The sequence below is a fragment of the Streptomyces niveus genome (assembly GCF_001723055.1).
GTDB lineage: Bacteria > Actinomycetota > Actinomycetes > Streptomycetales > Streptomycetaceae > Streptomyces > Streptomyces niveus.
The window spans coordinates 25935-41587 of the sequence record NZ_MDCR01000028.1; the positions used below are offsets into that span (position 1 = coordinate 25935).

The window sequence follows — 15653 nt, forward strand, 5'->3', positions numbered from 1 at the left end:
CGACGGAACGGTACTCGTCGGCGCCGTCCGGCTGCCACGCAGATAATCCGGTACAACCGCTGACCGGTGGCCGGTACCGTGCCCCGCATGCCCGAACTCCAGCTGCTCCGTCTCGACCACGCTCCGGCGGTTCTCGCCTTCGAGCGCGAGAACCGGGCCTACTTCGCCGCGTCGATCCCCGACCGGGGCGACGCGTACTTCACCGACTTCGCCGCGCTCCACGCCGAACGGCTGGCCGAGCAGGCGACCGGGCTGTGCTACTTCCACGTGCTGGTCACGGAGGAGGTGGTCGGGCGTGTCAACCTCGTCGATGTGGAGGACGGGGTCGCCGAGCTGGGGTACCGGATTGCCGAGAAGGCGGCCGGCAAGGGCCTGGCGACGGACGCCGTCCGGCAGATCTGTGTGCAGGCCGCCGAGACGTACGGGCTGACCGCGCTGCGCGCGAAGACCACCGACGACAACACCGCCTCGCACACCGTGCTGACCCGTACGGGATTCGTGACCACGGGCGCGATCGACCTCAACGGGCGCCCGGGAACGACCTACATCCGCACGCTGAGCTGAGCGCCCAGCTCCCGGAAGCCCAGGGCGGCGGCCACCCGCCGCGAGGGGTACGGGCGGGCCCGCCACTGCGGCAGCAGACCGGCGTCGAGCGCGTGCGACACCGCCGCCGACGCCACGACCCCGGCCAATCCCCGGCGCCGGTGGTGCGGAGCGACCAGGACGCACAGGTGGGCGACCGACCGGGGCCAGGAGAGATATCCGGCCGCCGCGACCGCCACGCCGCCTTCGACCAGCAGGAACGCCGGTGAGCCGATCTCGTCCAGGCCGCTCTCGTCGGCGTCGTCCTGCCCGACGCCGGCCAGCAGCGCCTTCAGCTCGCTCCGGTCGTCCGCCGCCACCTGCTCGACCGGGCCGGGCGCGGGCACGAACGCGTCCCGGCCCCCGTCCAGATAGCAGAGCGTGGCGGGCCCCAGCACGTCGAGCACCGGGGCCGTACCGCTCAGGGTCACGCCGAGCCGGACCGGGTCGGTCAGTTCCCCGTACGAGAGAATCCGTGCCGCCTCGCCCAGCGCCTCGGCGCTCCGCGCGTCAGGTGCCGTGACGACGGCGGCGTCGCCGACGCGTACGATCCCGGCCCAGCCCGGCGGACAGAGCAGCGAGCCGGGCGCGACCACGACGTCGGTGGGGGAGGTGAACTCGACCGGGACACCGGCGAGTTCGGTCCACAGGGCGCGCGCGTGGGTCACCGCCGACGCCGGGCCGTTCGTCATGTCCATACGGCGACGGTAGGACGGAACACCGGCGCCGCGCGAGCGAGTTCACTCGGCGTGGTGCCGCGCGCGGTGCTCCCCGTGGTGCCGCGCGTAGTGCTCCGCGATCTCGTCGCTCGTCGTCAGCCAGACGCCCGGGTGGTTCGCGATGTGCTCCAGCGCCTCGTCCAGATACCGGTGCCGGAACGGCTGGTTGATGACGAACGGGTGCAGCACCAGCGACATCACCCGCCCGCTGTCCGCCGCGTCCTCGTACAACTGCGCCAGCTGGTCCTTCACGATCCGCACGAAGTCCGGACCGCTGAGGCTCTTGCCGACGAACAGGCTGATGTCGTTGACCTCGATGGAGTACGGGACGCTCAGCAGGCCGGGCACATTCAGCCGGTACGGCTGGTCGTCGTTGGACCAGTCCAGCAGGTAGCTGAGCCCCAACTCGGCCAGCAGGGCGGGCGTTTGGAAGGTCTCGGTGAGCGCGGGGCCCAGCCAGCCGCGTGGGCGGTGCCCGGTGTCCCGTTCGATGGTGTCGACCACGTCGGTGAGATAGGCGCGCTCCTCGTCGAGCGTCATGTCGGCCTGGAAGACGGAGTTGTTCCTGCCGTGCGCGATCCACGCCCAGTCGCGGTCGCGGCCCGCGCGCACGATCTGCGGATAGCGGGTGCCGACATCGGAGTTGAGCATCACGCTGGCCCGGACGCGGTGCCGGTCGAGGCTGTCGATCAGGCGCCAGATACCGACCCGGGGGCCGTAGTCCCGCCAGCCGTAGTTCAACGGGTCGGGCGCCAGGCCGGCGGTGCCCGCGAAGATGCTCGTGGAGGGGCGGTCGACCTGGTAGTGCTCGACATTGAGCCCCACGTAGAAGGCGATGCGGGCGCCGTTCGGCCACCGGACGGGCGGGCGTTCCACGATCGGGCTGTAGTCGAAGAGCTGGTTGTCCATGATGCTCACCTCGTGTCGGTGTCGGTGTCATGGGCGCGGTGGGCGCCGTGGGACACAGCGTCGGACGTTGACACCGGTGTGAGGGTCAAGGCGCGAGCTCAAATAGCATGCGCGGCTATGAGCATCACCCCGTTCCGCATCGACATCCCGCAAGGTGACCTGGACGATCTCCATGACCGCCTCGACCGCACCCGCTGGCCCGACGAACTGCCGGGGGCGGGCTGGGCGTACGGCATCCCGCTCGGCCACCTGCGTGAGCTGGCGCACCACTGGCGCCACGCGTACGACTGGCGGGCCGCCGAGGCCGAGCTGAACCGGTGGCCGCAGTTCACCACCACCATCGACGGGGCGGACATCCACTTCGTCCATGTCCGGTCGCCGGAACCGGACGCGACGCCGCTCATCATGACCCACGGCTGGCCGGGCTCGATCGTCGAATTCCTGGACGTGGCGGGCCCGCTCACCGACCCCCGCGCGCACGGCGGCGACGCGGCCGACGCCTTCCACCTGGTGCTGCCGAGCATCCCCGGCTTCGGTCTCTCCGGGCCCACGCGGGACAAGGGCTGGGAGTTCCGGCGGGTGGCCCGCGCGTTCGCCGTACTGATGGAGCGGCTGGGCTACGAGCGGTACGGCACCCAGGGCGGCGACTGGGGCGCGGCCATCTCCCGCGAGCTGGGCCGCGTCCGGCCCGGCCAGGTCGTCGGCGTACACCTCAATCTGCTGCCGGGCGGCGGCCAGACGCATGAGCCGACCGGGGCGGAACTGGCCCCGCTGAGCCCGGAGGAGCGCCGGCGTACGCGGGCGTCCTGGGAGCGGGGGCGGGAGTTCGCCCGTGACCGCCAGGGGTACGCCGACATCCAGTCGACGCGCCCGCAGACCCTGGCGTACGGCCTGACGGACTCGCCGGTCGGCCAACTGGCCTGGATCGCCGAGAAGTTCCACGAGTGGGCCGACACGACGGACGGCCGCCCCTACGGCGCGATCGACCGCGACCGGTTGCTCACCAACGTGATGCTGTACTGGCTGACCGGCACCATCGGCTCGTCCGCCCGTATCTACTACGAGCGGGCGCACGCCGACTACTGGGGCACGCCGCCCGACCCGTCCCCGGTCCCGACCGCGCTGGCCGACTTCGCGCACGACAACTTCATCCCGCTGCGCCACATCGCGGACCTGACGAACAACATCACGCGCTGGACCTCGTACGACAAGGGCGGCCATTTCGCGGCGCTGGAGGTGCCGGAACTGCTGGTGGCGGACGTACGGGAGTTCTTTCGCACGCTCAGGCAGTGACGTCGCGGTCCGCCGATCGTGCGAGGGCGTCGACCGCCGCCCGCCGGGGGGCGGTCAGGCCCAGGAAGTCCGTGCTGTCCGCCCACTGATCGACGCCGCCGGTCAGCGGCAGACCGCGTAGCCCGGGATCGGTGACCGTCGCCGCCAGGGCCTGGGCGAAGCGTTCGGCGTGCAGCACCCGGAACGGTCTGTCGTGGTACGGCCGGCACGCCGGGTCCACCGGTTCCGCGAGCCCCGCCGCGTTCTGGAGCGCGGCCACGTACTCGTACGCGTCGCACAGGTGCCGCTCCCGCGCCGGGTACTCCGTCGCCGCCAGCGCGCCCGTCAGCGACGGCGTCAGCCCGTCGGCGACCGCGAGCCGCCCGAAGGCGCTGCCGAGCCACTTGCTGTACGGGGCGTACGTCCGCTCCAGCAGCAGACACAGCCGCATCAGATCCCGCACCAGCCGCCCCGCCACGACCGCCGACCCGAGACCGTCCCCGGCCTCGGCGCACCGGCCGACGAACGCCTCCTCCTGGGAGATCCGCTGCCACTGGCAGGCCAGCAGATGGCGCCACACCTGGTCCGGGTACCAGGCGAGGCGGGCGCGCGCCGCGCCGAGCGTGCCGAGCCCGTCGTGGAACACGGCGCCGCCGGTGATCTCCGCGAGCCGCTGCTGGGGCATGGCGAGCCAGTCGCGTACGGACGGCTCCGCCGTCACCGGGGTGCCGAGTTGGCTGCTCAGCCAGTCGCCGACCTCGTCGACCGAGACCCGGTGGTTGACCGATCCTTCCGTCAACTCCATCAGCCCGATGGGGACTTCGGGGTCGTGATGACGGAAGTGCGTGGGCCAGCCGCGTACGTGCTTCGGCAGCCGCTCGGCGAACAGCCGGTGCAGATCGGCCCCGTGCCCGGCCACGTCGTCCGCCGCCAGGAACAGATTCAGCCGCGGCCCCCACTCGTGGTCGGCGGAGCGTGCCGAGTCGAAGCCGAGCACCTCGGAGCCGGAGCCGACGCGCGCGGCGGTGTACCGCAGGCCCGGATACGCGCTGTCGAGAACGGGGCGTACCGCTTCCTCGTACAGGATCCGGGACAGTTCGAGACCGGGGAGGAAGTCGGGGGCGGCGTCGGTGTTCACGGGCCAACCCTGGCGCAGGGGGAGGCCGGTCCGCCACGCGATATACGCGCGCCCCGGGCGTCAGCCACGCGAGCCGGCCACCCGCTCGGCCACCCGCTCGGCCAGGAAGTCCTCCCAGGTCCGCGCCCCGACATCGGCCCCGTCGAGGGCCAGATTGTCCTCGGCCCGGTACGCGCGGCCGACCTTGCCCGGAATCCGCACCGGCACCGTCGGGCGGCGCGTCGGGCGGCCGTCGCCCCGTGCCTGGAGGTAGCCACGGGTCAGCTCGTCCAGCCGGTACAGCCTCGGTCCGGCGAGGTCCGCCACCCGGCCGGCCGGTTCGCCCATGGCCAGCTCCACCAGCCGCGCCGCCACGTCGCGGGCGTCCACCGGCTGCAGCCGCAGCCCGCCGGGCGCCAGAATCACCGGCAGCTTCGCCATCGGCCGCGTTACGGTCAGGATCAGATCGTGGAACTGCGCCGCCCGCAGCGTCGTCCACGGCAGCCCGGACTCCGCCACCACACGCTCCGCTCCGGACTTGGCTCTGAAGTAGCCGATCGGCATCCGGTCGGCGCCGATGACCGAGATGTGGACGAAGTGCCGTACGCCGACACGGGACGCGGCCCGCACCAGATTCCGGGTCGCCTCGTCGTCACCCTTGGGGCCGCCCGCCAGATGCAGGACGGTGTCGGCGCCGTCCAGCGCGGACTCGATCGCCTTGCCCGCCGCCGCTTCCTCCGCCTTGAGCAGGTCGGCGGCCACGTACTCGACGCCCTCCTCGGGCGCGCGGCTGTGCCTGCTGAGCACGCGTACGTCGTGGCCGGCGGCGCGCAGCAGGGGTGTGACGAAACGTCCGAGCGTGCCCGTGCCGCCCGTGACCAGGATTGATGACGTCATGGCTTCTCCAAACTCTCGTGGACCGGGTGTTTCCCGTTCCGTGTCGACGGGGCTGAGAGGGTCTACTTCACTGACACCCGGCGAGCGAGGAATGTGACCGATGGACGAGAGCAGTCGGCTGCTGGCGCGTTTCGAGGAGGACCGCACCCGCCTGCGCGCGGTCGCCTACCGGATGCTCGGCTCCGCGAGCGAGGCCGACGACGCCGTCCAGGAGACCTGGCTGCGCCTCGACCGCGCCGACACCGGCGAGATCGAGAATCCGAGCGGCTGGCTGACGACGGTGATCGCGCGGGTGTGCCTGAACATGCTGCGTACGCGCGCCTCCCGGCGCGAGGATCCGCTCGACACCGGGGTGCACGGCGATGGCGCCGCGCGGGTCGATCCCGAGGAGGAGGCGGTGCTCGCCGACTCCGTCGGGCTGGCCCTGCTGGTCGTGCTCGACACGCTGACCCCCGCCGAGCGGCTGGCCTTCGTCCTGCACGACATGTTCGCCGTGCCCTTCGAGGAGATCGCCCCGCTGCTGGAGCGCACCCCGGCGCCGGGTCGTCGAGGCGTTCCTCGCGGCATCCCGGGGCGGGAACTTCGAGGCGCTGGTCGCGCTGCTCGACTCGGACGTGATCCTCCGCGCCGACCGCGCGGCGGGCCCCAGCCGCGCGCCGATAACCCTGCGCGGCGCGCGGAACGTCGCGAAGGGCGCGTCCGTGGCCGCGGAGCGGGTCAGGTTCACCCAGCCCGCGCTGATCGACGGGTCGCCCGGACTGGTGATGGCGCCGGGCGGGCGGCTGTTCCTGGTCCTCGCGTTCACGATCGTGGACGACAAGGTCACCGGGATCGACATCATCGCGGACGCGGAACGGCTGGGCCGGGTGGAGGTGGCGGTGCTCGACGCGCCGTGACGGTGCGTGCGAGTGCGGCGATCCGACGGCGCGCGTGGTTCGACGCATGGTCCGGCCGACAGCGGAGAGAGTGTCTTGTATGAGGGAGCGCGACCTTCAGCCGAAAGGCCCGTCGTCGGCGGGCACCTGGTGCTGCCTGGGCGGGGGCCGGATCTACACGGAGGCGGACAAGGAGCTGGCCGACGCGATCGGGCTCAGCTTCCCCGTCGTACCGGCGGCGGCCCGCGCCTCACGGGCGTTCCTGGAACGGGTCGTGGACCACACCGCGCGGGCCGGTGTCGCCCAGTTCCTCGATCTGGGCACCGGGCTGCCGGTCGAGCCGAACACCCACCAGGTGGCCCAGGCCGTCGACGGGCGGGCGCGGATCGTGTACGTCGACAACGACCCGACCGTCCTCGAACTCGGCCGCGCGCTGCTGCCCCTCGGGTCCCCCGAGGGAGCCGTCGACTACCTGGACGCCGATGTCCGCGACGTACGGCACGTGCTCGACGCTGCGGGCGAGATCCTGGACCTGGACCGGCCGGTCGCGGTCCTGATGCTGTCCATGCTCGGACATGTCGAGGACCCGGCGGAGGCGTGCGCCGTCGCGCGGCGTTACATGAGCGCCATGGCGCCCGGCAGCTACCTCGCCACCTGCGACTCGGTCGACTCCCCGGACATGCGGGCGGCGGCAGCGGCGTACGCCGCGGGCGGCGGGCCGCCGATCCACCTGCGTACGGCAGCCCAGCTGGAGCCCGCGGGCGACGGCCTCGAATTCCTCGCCCCGGTCGGCCCCGTCAACCTCTGGCACCCGGCCGAACCGGCGCCCGAGCCGGTGGACCAGTGGGGATTCGTGGCACGTAAGCCCCTGGCAGCGGCAGACCTGTAGGGACGGCGCCGCAGTCGTATCGTTGGAGGTGAAACCTCGGTCCGGCGTCAGGGGTTGATCATGGGCGAGGCACTGGCAGTAGCAGTCATAGCGCTGATATGCGTATTCGGGATCTACGGGCTGGCGGCGGCACGCGTCGTCAAGCAGTACGAGCGAGGCGTGGTCTTCCGGTTCGGCCGGCTGCGCGAGGGCATCCGAGGGCCCGGATTCCAGCTGATCCTTCCGTTCGTGGACCGGCTCAGCAAGGTCAACATGCAGATCGTGACGATGCCCGTCCCCGCACAGGACGGCATCACGCGCGACAACGTCACCGTGCGCGTGGACGCGGTCATCTACTTCAAGGTCGTCGACGCGGCGGACGCGATGATCCGCGTCGAGGACTACCGGTTCGCGGTGTCGCAGATGGCGCAGACGTCGTTGCGGTCGATCATCGGTAAGAGCGATCTGGACGATCTGCTGTCGAACCGCGAGAAGCTGAACGAGGGCCTGGAGCTGATGATCGACAGCCCCGCCATCGGCTGGGGCGTACAGATCGACCGGGTCGAGATCAAGGACGTGTCGCTGCCGGAGACCATGAAGCGGTCCATGGCGCGCCAGGCCGAGGCGGACCGTGAGCGCAGGGCGCGTGTGATCAACGCGGACGCGGAGCTCCAGGCGTCGAAGAAGCTCTCCGAGGCTGCCAGGCAGATGGCCGGCCAGCCCGCCGCACTCCAACTGAGGCTGTTGCAGACGGTGGTGGCTGTCGCCGCCGAGAAGAACTCGACGCTCGTTCTGCCCTTCCCCGTCGAACTTCTCCGCTACCTGGAGCGCGCCACGCCCGCCGAGGCCGAGCAGGCTGTGCAGGCGGTGGCGGGCGCCGTGGAGTCGGCGCAGGAGCCCGAGACGAAGAAGGCGGAATCGGAGGAGAAGCGGGAACAGCCGACGAGGGGACGGGAGAAGCAGACCGTCTGAATCGGTCAGCGCTCAGCCGCGTCGGTCAGAATCGCCTGAAGTCGCGCCCGGCACTCGGCGACGAAGGCGGGATAGGTGTCCCAGTAGTACGAGATCCCGGCGACACCGACCGCGGTCGCCCAGGCACGGGCGCGATGCCAGGTCGCGTCGTCGAGTCCGAGGGCGTCCCAGTACGACTCCCGCGCCGGGCGCGGCAGATCCCAGACCGTGGAGTGCTCGGCGTCCGGCGAGCCGACCGACAGGCACCCGAAGTCGATGAGCGCGTGCAGCTTGCCGTCCCTGGCCAGGAGATTGGTCGGCTTGAGGTCCCCGTGCAGCCAGACGTGCGGCGCGGACGGCTCCGGCAGTACGAGCGCTGCCCGCCACAGCCGCTCCAGGGTGTCGACGTCCAGCTCCGTACCCAGGTTGGTCCGGCAGTCGGCGAGAGACCGGCCGATCCACTGGTCGCACTCCCGCAGGCTGCCACCCCGGTACCAGCTGAGGTCGCCCGTACGAGTGGCCCCCATCAGGTCGGTGCCGTGCAACTCCCGTACCGCGGCCGCCAGATCGGCACCGAAGGCGGCCCAGTCCCGGACGGTGTCCGGGCCGGTCCGGTCGCCGTCGATCCAGCGGTAGACCGACCAGATGAGCGGGAAGCCGTCGGTGGGTGTCCCGGCGTGGACGGGCGCGGGGACCGGGCGGGAGAGGAGTGGCGCCAGCCGGGGAAGCCACTCCAGCTCCTTGCGGATGGACTCTGCGGTGTCGGCGGTGCGTGGAAGCCGTACGAGGAGGTCGTCGCCGAGCCGGTACATGACGTTGTCCGTACCCGCGCCCGCCGGTGACAGGGGCAGTTCGGCCCAGTCCGGGCACTGCGCCTTCAGCAGCGTGCGGACCAGCGGCTCGTCGACCGGGATCTCGTTCTCGTGCAGCGTCACGCCGGAAGTCTCACGGCCGGGCGGTCCGGGAAGCCAGCGAATTACCGCCTCGCCGCCCACACGACGCGTTCCGTGCGCACCGTCAGGTCGGCGCGGCGCAGGATGCCGTGGGGGCTGTCGGCATCCAGCAACCGGTCGAACGCGGCGAGGTCTTCGGGGGGCAGCGTCTCGGCGACGACGCCGCGCATGCGGGTCAGGCTGCTGAGCGCGTAACGGCCGACGGCGTCGGGATGGGGCGGGCCCGTGTTGACGGTGACGGTGCGTTCGCCCTCGACGGTGAAGCCGGCGGCGGCCAGTTTGGTGCCCCAGTCGGCGCCTCGGTGGGGCACCTGCTGGGCGTGGTGGTGGTCGATGGCGGCGTGGCAGCGCTCTTCGAGTCCGGGGCGGTCCGCCGGGGCGTCCTCGGGCAGGAAGCGCGGGAAGCCGGCCAGTTCCACGACGGCGAACAGCCCGCCGGGGGCGAGCGTGCCGTGGACCTGGCGCAGGGTGCGGTCGGGGTCGGCCATGTGGTGCATGGAGGCCGACGCCCAGACGAGTTCGGGTGTGCCGAGGTCCGGCCAGTCCCCGTCGAGGTCGGCCTGCACGGTGCGTACGTGATCGGCGAGACCGGCCGCTTCGGCCTTCTCCCGCAGCCGGTTCAGATGGCCGGCCGAGGTGTCGACGGCCGTGACGTGGGCGTCGGGGAAACGCGTGAGTAGGGCGAGGGTGCCGGCTCCGGTGCCGCAGCCCAGATCCACGATGTGGCGGGGGTCGGCTTTGACGGGCAGCCACGCGGTGATGGAGGCGATGTGCTCGGCGAGGACTTCGGCGTCCAGGTCGAGGATGTCGACCTGGTCGTGCTGGGCGTCGGCGTCGGCGTCGGCGTTGTGAGCGGAGTGCGAGGAGTGCGAGGAGTGCGCGGCGTGGGCGGCATGGCCGGGATGTGTCATGGCGGCCACGCTATGGCGATCATGGGCGGGCCGACCGGCCGCTGTCCGGAACGGCAAGAAGGTGGCCGCCCGCCTGCGCGCCGCGCAACCGGTCGTCAGTCCGACGGGCCCTCGTCGCCGCGCTGATGCCCCCGGCGGGCGTCGCGGTCGAAGATGCCGAGCAGTTCGCACGGCCCGCCCTCGGCGCCGATCGCGTGCGGCAGCATCGTCGGGAATTCGGCGGCCTGGTTGGTCTCCACGCGAAAGCGCCGGTTGCCCAGGAGCAGCACGGCCGTGCCGGAGAGCACGACGAACCATTCGCGGCCCGGGTGGGCGCGCATGCGGGAGGGGCTGTCGGGCGGGGGGTCCGTCAGGCGCTGGCGTACGACGCTCATGCCGGGGTCAGCCCGCACGGCCCAGCGCATCTGCTGGTGGGCGGCGTCGATCGTGGGGTTGGAGATGACGTCGTCCGTCGCCGTCTCGACCAACTGGTCAAGGGTGGTGTCCAGGGCGCGGGCGAGGGTGACGAGCTGGTCGAGGGCGAGACGGCGCTGACCGTTCTCGATCCGGCTGAGTGTGGAGGGGCTGAGCCGGGCGCGGGTGGCCAGTTCGTCCAGGGACAAGCCCTGTGCCACGCGCAGCGCGCGGACCCGTTTGCGTACCAAGCTGTCCAGATCTCCATCATCTTGCGTCATAGGCAACATGCTATGCCTCATACGCAAGCAGTGCCTACGGTGGTCGTACCAGACCGGCCCGCCCCGGGCCGGGCCCGCGCGAGAAGAGGCACCCCATGCACGCAGCTACCGAAGCGACCATCGACGCCGTCGTGATCGGCGGCGGAGCCGCCGGCCTGAACGGCGCGCTGATGCTCGCCCGCTCCCGCCGCTCCGTCGTCGTCATCGACGGCGGCACCCCCCGTAACGCGCCCGCCGACGGCGTGCACGGCCTGCTCGGCCAGGAGGGTGTCCCGCCGGCGGAACTGCTGCGCCGGGGGCGCGAGGAGGTACGCGGCTACGGCGGCGAGGTGATCGAGGGCGAGGTGATCTCCGCCGTCCCGGCCGCCCCCTCCGCCGAGGGCGATCCGCGCTTCACGATCACGCTCGCGGACGGCGGCACCCTGCGGGCGCGCCGGCTGCTGGTCGCCACCGGCCTGCGCGACGTACTGCCCGAAGTCCCCGGACTGGCCCGGCACTGGGGCCACGGCGTGGTGCACTGCCCGTACTGCCACGGCTGGGAGGTACGCGACAAGCCCATCGGGATCCTGGCCGTCGGCCCGGCCTCCGTCCATCACGCGCTGCTGTTCCGGCAGTTGACCGACGACCTGGTCTACTTCACCCGCGACACCGTCCTGGACGAGGAGACCCGCGCACGCTTCGCCGCCCGCGCGATCCGGGTCGTGGACACCCCGGTGGCGGCGGTCGAGTCGACCGGCGACGGCCGTATCGAGGGGGTGCGGCTGACCGACGGCCAGCTCGTCGCGCGCCGCGTCATCGCGGTGGCGACCGGCATGTGGGCCCGTACGGAGGGCCTGGCCGGCCTGGAACTGCCGATGGAGGACCTGCCCGGCGGCATGGGCCGCCACTTCGCCACGGGCACGGCCGGAGCCACCCCGGTCCGTGGCGTATGGGTGGCGGGCAACGCCGCCGACCCGTCGGCACAGGTGGGCGCCTCCGCGGCGGCGGGCGCCTTGTCCGGCGCGCACATCAACGCCGACCTGACGACGGCCGACACGGACGCGGCGCTGGCTGCTGCCGTTGTCGGCTAGGCCGTGTTGGGGAAGTCCCGTCTGGCGGACGGTGCCTGGCGCGCTCGCCGCGTTGTCGGAGACGACCGAGACTCTCCGTACGAGGTCGGTGCTCCGCCTTGCGGGCGCACGCACCAGTGTGACGTCAGCCGCTCCGCGGCGGGCGTCGGCCCCGCCCTTCGGGCGGATGGCGTCGTACGCCCGCCAGGCGAGGTGCCGCACCAGGCGCCGCCCGCCGGACGGGACGTCCCCAACACCCCCTAGGTGGCCGGGGACTTCGGCGCCGCACGCACATGCGCGCGTTCGCCCTGCTTGCCGATCAGGCTCAGGAACTCGACCGGCCCCGCCTCGGTGGCCCCGAACCAGTGGGGCGTACGGGTGTCGAACTCGGCCGCCTCGCCCGGTTTGAGGAGCAGATCGTGCTCGCCGAGGAGCAGCCGGAGCGTGCCGTTGAGGACGTACACCCAGTCGTAACCCTCGTGCGTGCGCGGCACGGGCTCCACGACGCCGCCCGCAGCGGCGGGCAGGACGAACTTGTACGCCTGGATGCCGCCGGGCCTGCGGGTCAGGGGCAGCACGGTTGATCCGTCGCCGCAGGCGATCGGGCGCAGATTGACGCGCGGGTTGCCCGTACGCGGCGCGTCGACCAGCTCGTCGATGGTGGCGCCGTACACGCGGGCGAGCGGCAGAAGCTGTTCGAGTGTGGGGCGCCGCAGGCCCGCCTCAAGTCTCGACAGCGTGCTGACCGAGATGCCGGTCGCCTTCGCGAGGCCGGTCAGCGTCATGTCGCGGGCGAGGCGCAGGTGCTTCAGCCGGGGGCCGACGGCGTCGAGCGTGCGGTCCACTTCGTCGTCATCCATGCGCCCAGTCTGGGCCTGCGGTTTGCCGATCGGCAAACAACTTTGCCTATCCGCCACCACCCTGACCACGATCGTCCCCGTCCCCGTCCCCGGCCAATCCCCGGCCGCCCTCAGTGACGCGAAAGGTCCACCCCCAGTGAGCAGTTCAGCGAGCAGTTCAGTGACCAGTACGAACCCACCCGACCCCCGTCAGCGCCGCGCGATCCTGATCACGGTGTGCATCGCGCTGATGGCCGTCATCGCCTCCGTGTCCGGGCTCAACGTCGCCCAGCCCGACATGGCCGTCGCCTTCGACGCCTCGCAGCCCACGATCCTGTGGATCATCAACAGCTACACCCTCAGCCTGGCCGCGCTGCTCCTGCCGCTCGGCGCGGTCGGCGACCGCTGGGGCCGCAAGCCGGTCCTGCTCGCGGGTCTGGTCGTCTTCGGGGTCGCCGGGGCGGTCGCCGCCCTCGCCCCGTCGGCCGGGATCATGCTCGCCGCACGCGTCCTCAGCGGCGTGGGCGCGGCGATGATCATGCCCGTCACCCTCGCCGTCATCACCTCCACCTTCCCGGCGGAGGAACGCGGGCGGGCGATCGGGGTGTGGACCGGCGTGGCCGGCGGTGGCGGCATCCTGGGCATGTTCCTGTCGGCCGCCCTGGTCGACGTCGCGAACTGGCGGTGGCTCTTCCTGCTGCCCGTCGCGCTCGTGCTCGTCGCCCTCGTCATGACGGTGCGGACCGTGCCCGACTCGCGCGAGGACTCGAAGCACTCCTTCGACACGGTCGGCGCGCTGACGTCGGTCGTCGCCGTGGTCGGATTGATCTTCGTACTCCAGGAAGGACCCGAGCGGGGCTGGACCGCGCCCGTGACCCTGCTGAGTCTGCTGACCGGGGTCCTCGCGGCCGTCGCCTTCGTCGCGTGGGAACTGCGCAGTCCCGCTCCGCTCCTCGACGTCCGGCTCTTCCGCGAACGCGGCCTGGCCAGTGGTTCCGTCGCCCTGCTCGCGGTCTTCGGCGTCCAGGCCGGCATCTTCGTCGTCCTGTTCCCGTTCCTCCAGGCCGTACTCGGCTGGTCCGGGCTGTCGGCGACGCTGGCGCTCATGCCCATGGCCGTACTGATGATGCTGACCTCCGGCCTCGCGCCCCGCCTCGCCGAACGCGCCGGCAGCCGGGCCACCATGGCCCTCGGCATCCTCCTGGGCGGCACGGGCCTGGCGCTCATGGCCGGCCTCGTGTCCGTCGGCGACGGCTACTTCTCCGTCCTGCCCGGCATGCTCGCCATGGGCATCGGCATGGGCCTGACGATGACCCCGGCGACGGAGGCCATCACCGGCGCCCTGCCCCGCGAACGCCAGGGTGTCGCCTCCGCGCTCAACGACGTCACCAGGGAGTTCGGCACCGCGCTCGGTGTCGCCCTGCTCGGGGCGCTCCTGTCCGCCGGTTACCGGGGCGCCATCGACGGCCGACTCGCCGCTGTACCCGTCCCGGAGGGCGTCGCCGACACCGCCCGCGAGGGAATCGCCAACGCCGTCGAAGCGGCGGACAAGTCGGGCGGGCCGCACGCGCGGGCACTGATCCGGGCCGCCCAGGAGTCGTTCGTCGACGGCTGGCAGCAGGCCATGTGGGCGGGCGTCGCCGTCATGGCGCTGCTGCTCGTCTACGTCCTCGTACGAGGGCCCCGGCGCCCGGCGTCGGACAGGAGCGGCAGCGGGAGCAGAAGCAGGAGCGAGCCCGCGAAGGTCTCCCCGAAGGTCTCCGCGAAACAGTGACCCCCGCCCCCGGCCGCGTCGAGACTTCGGCGTATGCGCAGCTACCAAACCCTGTTCCGGACACCGGAGTTCACCCCGTTCCTGCTCTCCTTCGCCGCCTTCGCCGCGGCTCAGACGATCGGCGGTCTCGCCCTCGGCACGCTGGTCTTCCGGGCCACCGGCTCCCCGTTCCTCTCGGCGCTGAGCATGTTCGGCCCGCAGCTGGCGCAGTTGGCGGGGGCCATGTTCCTGCTGTCGGGCGCCGACCGGCTGCCCCCGCGGGCGATCCTCACCGGTCTCTCGCTGGCCTTCGCGGCCGGTACGGCGGTGCAGGCGCTGCCCGGTCTGCCGCTGTGGGCGGTCTTCGGCGTCCTGCTCGCGCAGGGCCTGGTCGCGTCGCTGGGCGGGGGAGTGCGCGGGGGGCTGCTGACCGAGATCCTGCCCAAGGACGGCTACGTCCTCGGGCGTTCGGTGTACAGCATGCTCTGGGGCCTGACCCAGATGGCCGGGTTCGCGACCGGCGGCGTACTGCTGGCGCTCCTGTCGCCACGGACCTGTCTGCTCCTCGCGGCGGCCCTGTACGCGCTGTCGGCGCTCGTCACCCGCCTGGGCCTCACGGCCCGCCCACCGCGCGCCTCCGGCCGCCCGTCCCTGGCGGCGACCTGGCGCACCAACGCGCTCCTGTGGTCCTCGCGGCCCCGCCGTCTGACGTACCTCGCCCTGTGGGTCCCCAACGGCCTGGTGATCGGCGGCGATTCGCTGTACGTCTCCTACGCCCCCGGCGCCGCCGGGACGCTGTACGCGTGCGGGGCGCTCGGCATGATCGCGGGCGACCTGCTGGTGGGCCGCCTCGTACCGCCCGCGTGGCGGCCCCGGCTCGCGACCCCGCTGCGCCTGCTGCTGGCCGTCCCGTACCTGTTCTTCGTCCTGCGGCCGGGAGTGGCGCTGTCGGCCGTGGCCGCCGCCGTCGCCTCCGTCGGCTTCGCCGCGACCCTGGTCCTCCAGGAACGGCTGCTCGCCCTCACCCCCGGCGACCTCGCCGGCCACGCCCTCGGCCTGCACGCCACGGGCACGGCCGCGCTCCAGGGCACCGCCGCCGCCCTCGCGGGCGCCCTGGCCCAACTGACGTCCCCGGCAACGGCGATGACACTGATGGCGGCCGGATCGATCACCGCGACCCTGATCCTCGCGGCGCTGACCACCCACGAGGCACGCCGGACGGCCGAGGGCTGTGGTGCGTAGGCACCAGGAAAGGCGCGCGGCTGGTCCGGTCGCACCAGGGGC

General features: G+C 72.4%; 15 protein-coding genes and 1 pseudogene. 8 read left to right on the top strand and 8 right to left on the bottom strand.

What is annotated here, in order from left to right; translation table 11 throughout:
• Positions 1-87 precede the first annotated feature (87 nt).
• Positions 88-564: a GNAT family N-acetyltransferase gene (locus BHU15_RS03445; RefSeq protein WP_069625834.1), complete on the top strand. Its 477-nt coding sequence runs from the start codon at positions 88-90 to the stop codon at positions 562-564.
• Here the strand turns inward: BHU15_RS03445 and BHU15_RS03450 are convergent.
• Entirely contained in the window at positions 543-1280 is a 738-nt protein-coding gene (locus BHU15_RS03450) for a GNAT family N-acetyltransferase (RefSeq protein WP_368483185.1), read from the bottom strand. The two genes, BHU15_RS03445 and BHU15_RS03450, sit on opposite strands and share 22 nt — an antisense overlap.
• Positions 1281-1322: 42 nt before the next feature.
• Positions 1323-2210, bottom strand: a complete 888-nt coding sequence (locus BHU15_RS03455) for a polysaccharide deacetylase family protein (RefSeq protein ID WP_069625791.1) — start codon at positions 2208-2210, stop codon at positions 1323-1325.
• A gap of 117 nt (positions 2211-2327) precedes the next feature.
• Between BHU15_RS03455 and BHU15_RS03460 the strand changes: the two genes are divergently transcribed.
• The gene (locus BHU15_RS03460; protein ID WP_069625792.1) at positions 2328-3503 is read left to right on the top strand and encodes an epoxide hydrolase family protein; all 1176 of its coding nucleotides are present in this window, start codon (positions 2328-2330) and stop codon (positions 3501-3503) included.
• Here the strand turns inward: BHU15_RS03460 and BHU15_RS03465 are convergent.
• Complete coding sequence (locus tag BHU15_RS03465; RefSeq protein ID WP_069625793.1) at positions 3493-4620, bottom strand: DUF4037 domain-containing protein; 1128 nt, start codon at positions 4618-4620, stop codon at positions 3493-3495. The two genes, BHU15_RS03460 and BHU15_RS03465, sit on opposite strands and share 11 nt — an antisense overlap.
• A gap of 60 nt (positions 4621-4680) precedes the next feature.
• On the bottom strand, positions 4681-5496 hold the full coding sequence (locus BHU15_RS03470) for an SDR family oxidoreductase (protein ID WP_069625794.1): 816 nt from the start codon (positions 5494-5496) through the stop codon (positions 4681-4683).
• Between the two features lie 100 nt (positions 5497-5596).
• Here BHU15_RS03470 and BHU15_RS03475 point away from each other — a divergent pair.
• The 3 genes and pseudogenes from BHU15_RS03475 (at position 5597) to BHU15_RS03485 (ending at position 8211) form a co-directional block, all read left to right on the top strand.
• Positions 5597-6392: pseudogene (locus BHU15_RS03475) on the top strand (sigma-70 family RNA polymerase sigma factor).
• Between the two features lie 79 nt (positions 6393-6471).
• Complete coding sequence (locus tag BHU15_RS03480; RefSeq protein WP_069625795.1) at positions 6472-7260, top strand: SAM-dependent methyltransferase; 789 nt, start codon at positions 6472-6474, stop codon at positions 7258-7260.
• A 60-nt stretch (positions 7261-7320) separates the two neighbouring features.
• Entirely contained in the window at positions 7321-8211 is an 891-nt protein-coding gene (locus BHU15_RS03485; RefSeq protein ID WP_079127860.1) for a slipin family protein, read from the top strand.
• A gap of 5 nt (positions 8212-8216) precedes the next feature.
• Here the strand turns inward: BHU15_RS03485 and BHU15_RS03490 are convergent, their stop codons facing one another.
• From BHU15_RS03490 to BHU15_RS03500, 3 genes are all read right to left on the bottom strand, one after another.
• Complete coding sequence (locus tag BHU15_RS03490) at positions 8217-9125, bottom strand: aminoglycoside phosphotransferase family protein (protein WP_069625836.1); 909 nt, start codon at positions 9123-9125, stop codon at positions 8217-8219.
• 41 nt (positions 9126-9166) lie between these two features.
• Positions 9167-10054, bottom strand: a complete 888-nt coding sequence (locus BHU15_RS03495; RefSeq protein WP_069625837.1) for a class I SAM-dependent methyltransferase — start codon at positions 10052-10054, stop codon at positions 9167-9169.
• A gap of 95 nt (positions 10055-10149) precedes the next feature.
• Complete coding sequence (locus tag BHU15_RS03500; protein ID WP_069625796.1) at positions 10150-10728, bottom strand: helix-turn-helix transcriptional regulator; 579 nt, start codon at positions 10726-10728, stop codon at positions 10150-10152.
• A gap of 95 nt (positions 10729-10823) precedes the next feature.
• Between BHU15_RS03500 and BHU15_RS03505 the strand changes: the two genes are divergently transcribed.
• Complete coding sequence (locus tag BHU15_RS03505) at positions 10824-11798, top strand: NAD(P)/FAD-dependent oxidoreductase (RefSeq protein WP_069625797.1); 975 nt, start codon at positions 10824-10826, stop codon at positions 11796-11798.
• Between the two features lie 239 nt (positions 11799-12037).
• Here BHU15_RS03505 and BHU15_RS03510 read toward each other — a convergent pair whose 3' ends face one another.
• Entirely contained in the window at positions 12038-12637 is a 600-nt protein-coding gene (locus BHU15_RS03510) for a helix-turn-helix domain-containing protein (RefSeq protein WP_069625798.1), read from the bottom strand.
• A gap of 229 nt (positions 12638-12866) precedes the next feature.
• Here BHU15_RS03510 and BHU15_RS03515 point away from each other — a divergent pair, with 229 nt between their 5' ends.
• Together BHU15_RS03515 and BHU15_RS03520 are read left to right on the top strand one after the other, a co-directional pair.
• Entirely contained in the window at positions 12867-14390 is a 1524-nt protein-coding gene (locus BHU15_RS03515; protein ID WP_247748542.1) for a DHA2 family efflux MFS transporter permease subunit, read from the top strand.
• 33 nt (positions 14391-14423) lie between these two features.
• Positions 14424-15611: an MFS transporter gene (locus BHU15_RS03520; protein WP_069625800.1), complete on the top strand. Its 1188-nt coding sequence runs from the start codon at positions 14424-14426 to the stop codon at positions 15609-15611.
• The last annotated feature ends 42 nt before the right edge of the window (positions 15612-15653 follow it).

Bases quoted from the DNA above. Each gene is read 5' to 3' on its own strand.
- BHU15_RS03495 (WP_069625837.1), bottom strand. From the start codon at position 10,054: ATGACACATCCCGGCCATGCCGCCCACGCCGCGCACTCCTCGCACTCC.
- BHU15_RS03450 (WP_368483185.1), bottom strand. From the start codon at position 1,280: ATGGACATGACGAACGGCCCGGCGTCGGCGGTGACCCACGCGCGCGCC.
- BHU15_RS03480 (WP_069625795.1), top strand. From the start codon at position 6,472: ATGAGGGAGCGCGACCTTCAGCCGAAAGGCCCGTCGTCGGCGGGCACC.
- BHU15_RS03520 (WP_069625800.1), top strand. From the start codon at position 14,424: ATGCGCAGCTACCAAACCCTGTTCCGGACACCGGAGTTCACCCCGTTC.
- BHU15_RS03470 (WP_069625794.1), bottom strand. From the start codon at position 5,496: ATGACGTCATCAATCCTGGTCACGGGCGGCACGGGCACGCTCGGACGT.
- BHU15_RS03515 (WP_247748542.1), top strand. From the start codon at position 12,867: ATGGCCGTCATCGCCTCCGTGTCCGGGCTCAACGTCGCCCAGCCCGAC.
- BHU15_RS03500 (WP_069625796.1), bottom strand. From the start codon at position 10,728: ATGACGCAAGATGATGGAGATCTGGACAGCTTGGTACGCAAACGGGTC.
- BHU15_RS03460 (WP_069625792.1), top strand. From the start codon at position 2,328: ATGAGCATCACCCCGTTCCGCATCGACATCCCGCAAGGTGACCTGGAC.
- BHU15_RS03510 (WP_069625798.1), bottom strand. From the start codon at position 12,637: ATGGATGACGACGAAGTGGACCGCACGCTCGACGCCGTCGGCCCCCGG.
- BHU15_RS03455 (WP_069625791.1), bottom strand. From the start codon at position 2,210: ATGGACAACCAGCTCTTCGACTACAGCCCGATCGTGGAACGCCCGCCC.
- BHU15_RS03445 (WP_069625834.1), top strand. From the start codon at position 88: ATGCCCGAACTCCAGCTGCTCCGTCTCGACCACGCTCCGGCGGTTCTC.
- BHU15_RS03505 (WP_069625797.1), top strand. From the start codon at position 10,824: ATGCACGCAGCTACCGAAGCGACCATCGACGCCGTCGTGATCGGCGGC.
- BHU15_RS03485 (WP_079127860.1), top strand. From the start codon at position 7,321: ATGGGCGAGGCACTGGCAGTAGCAGTCATAGCGCTGATATGCGTATTC.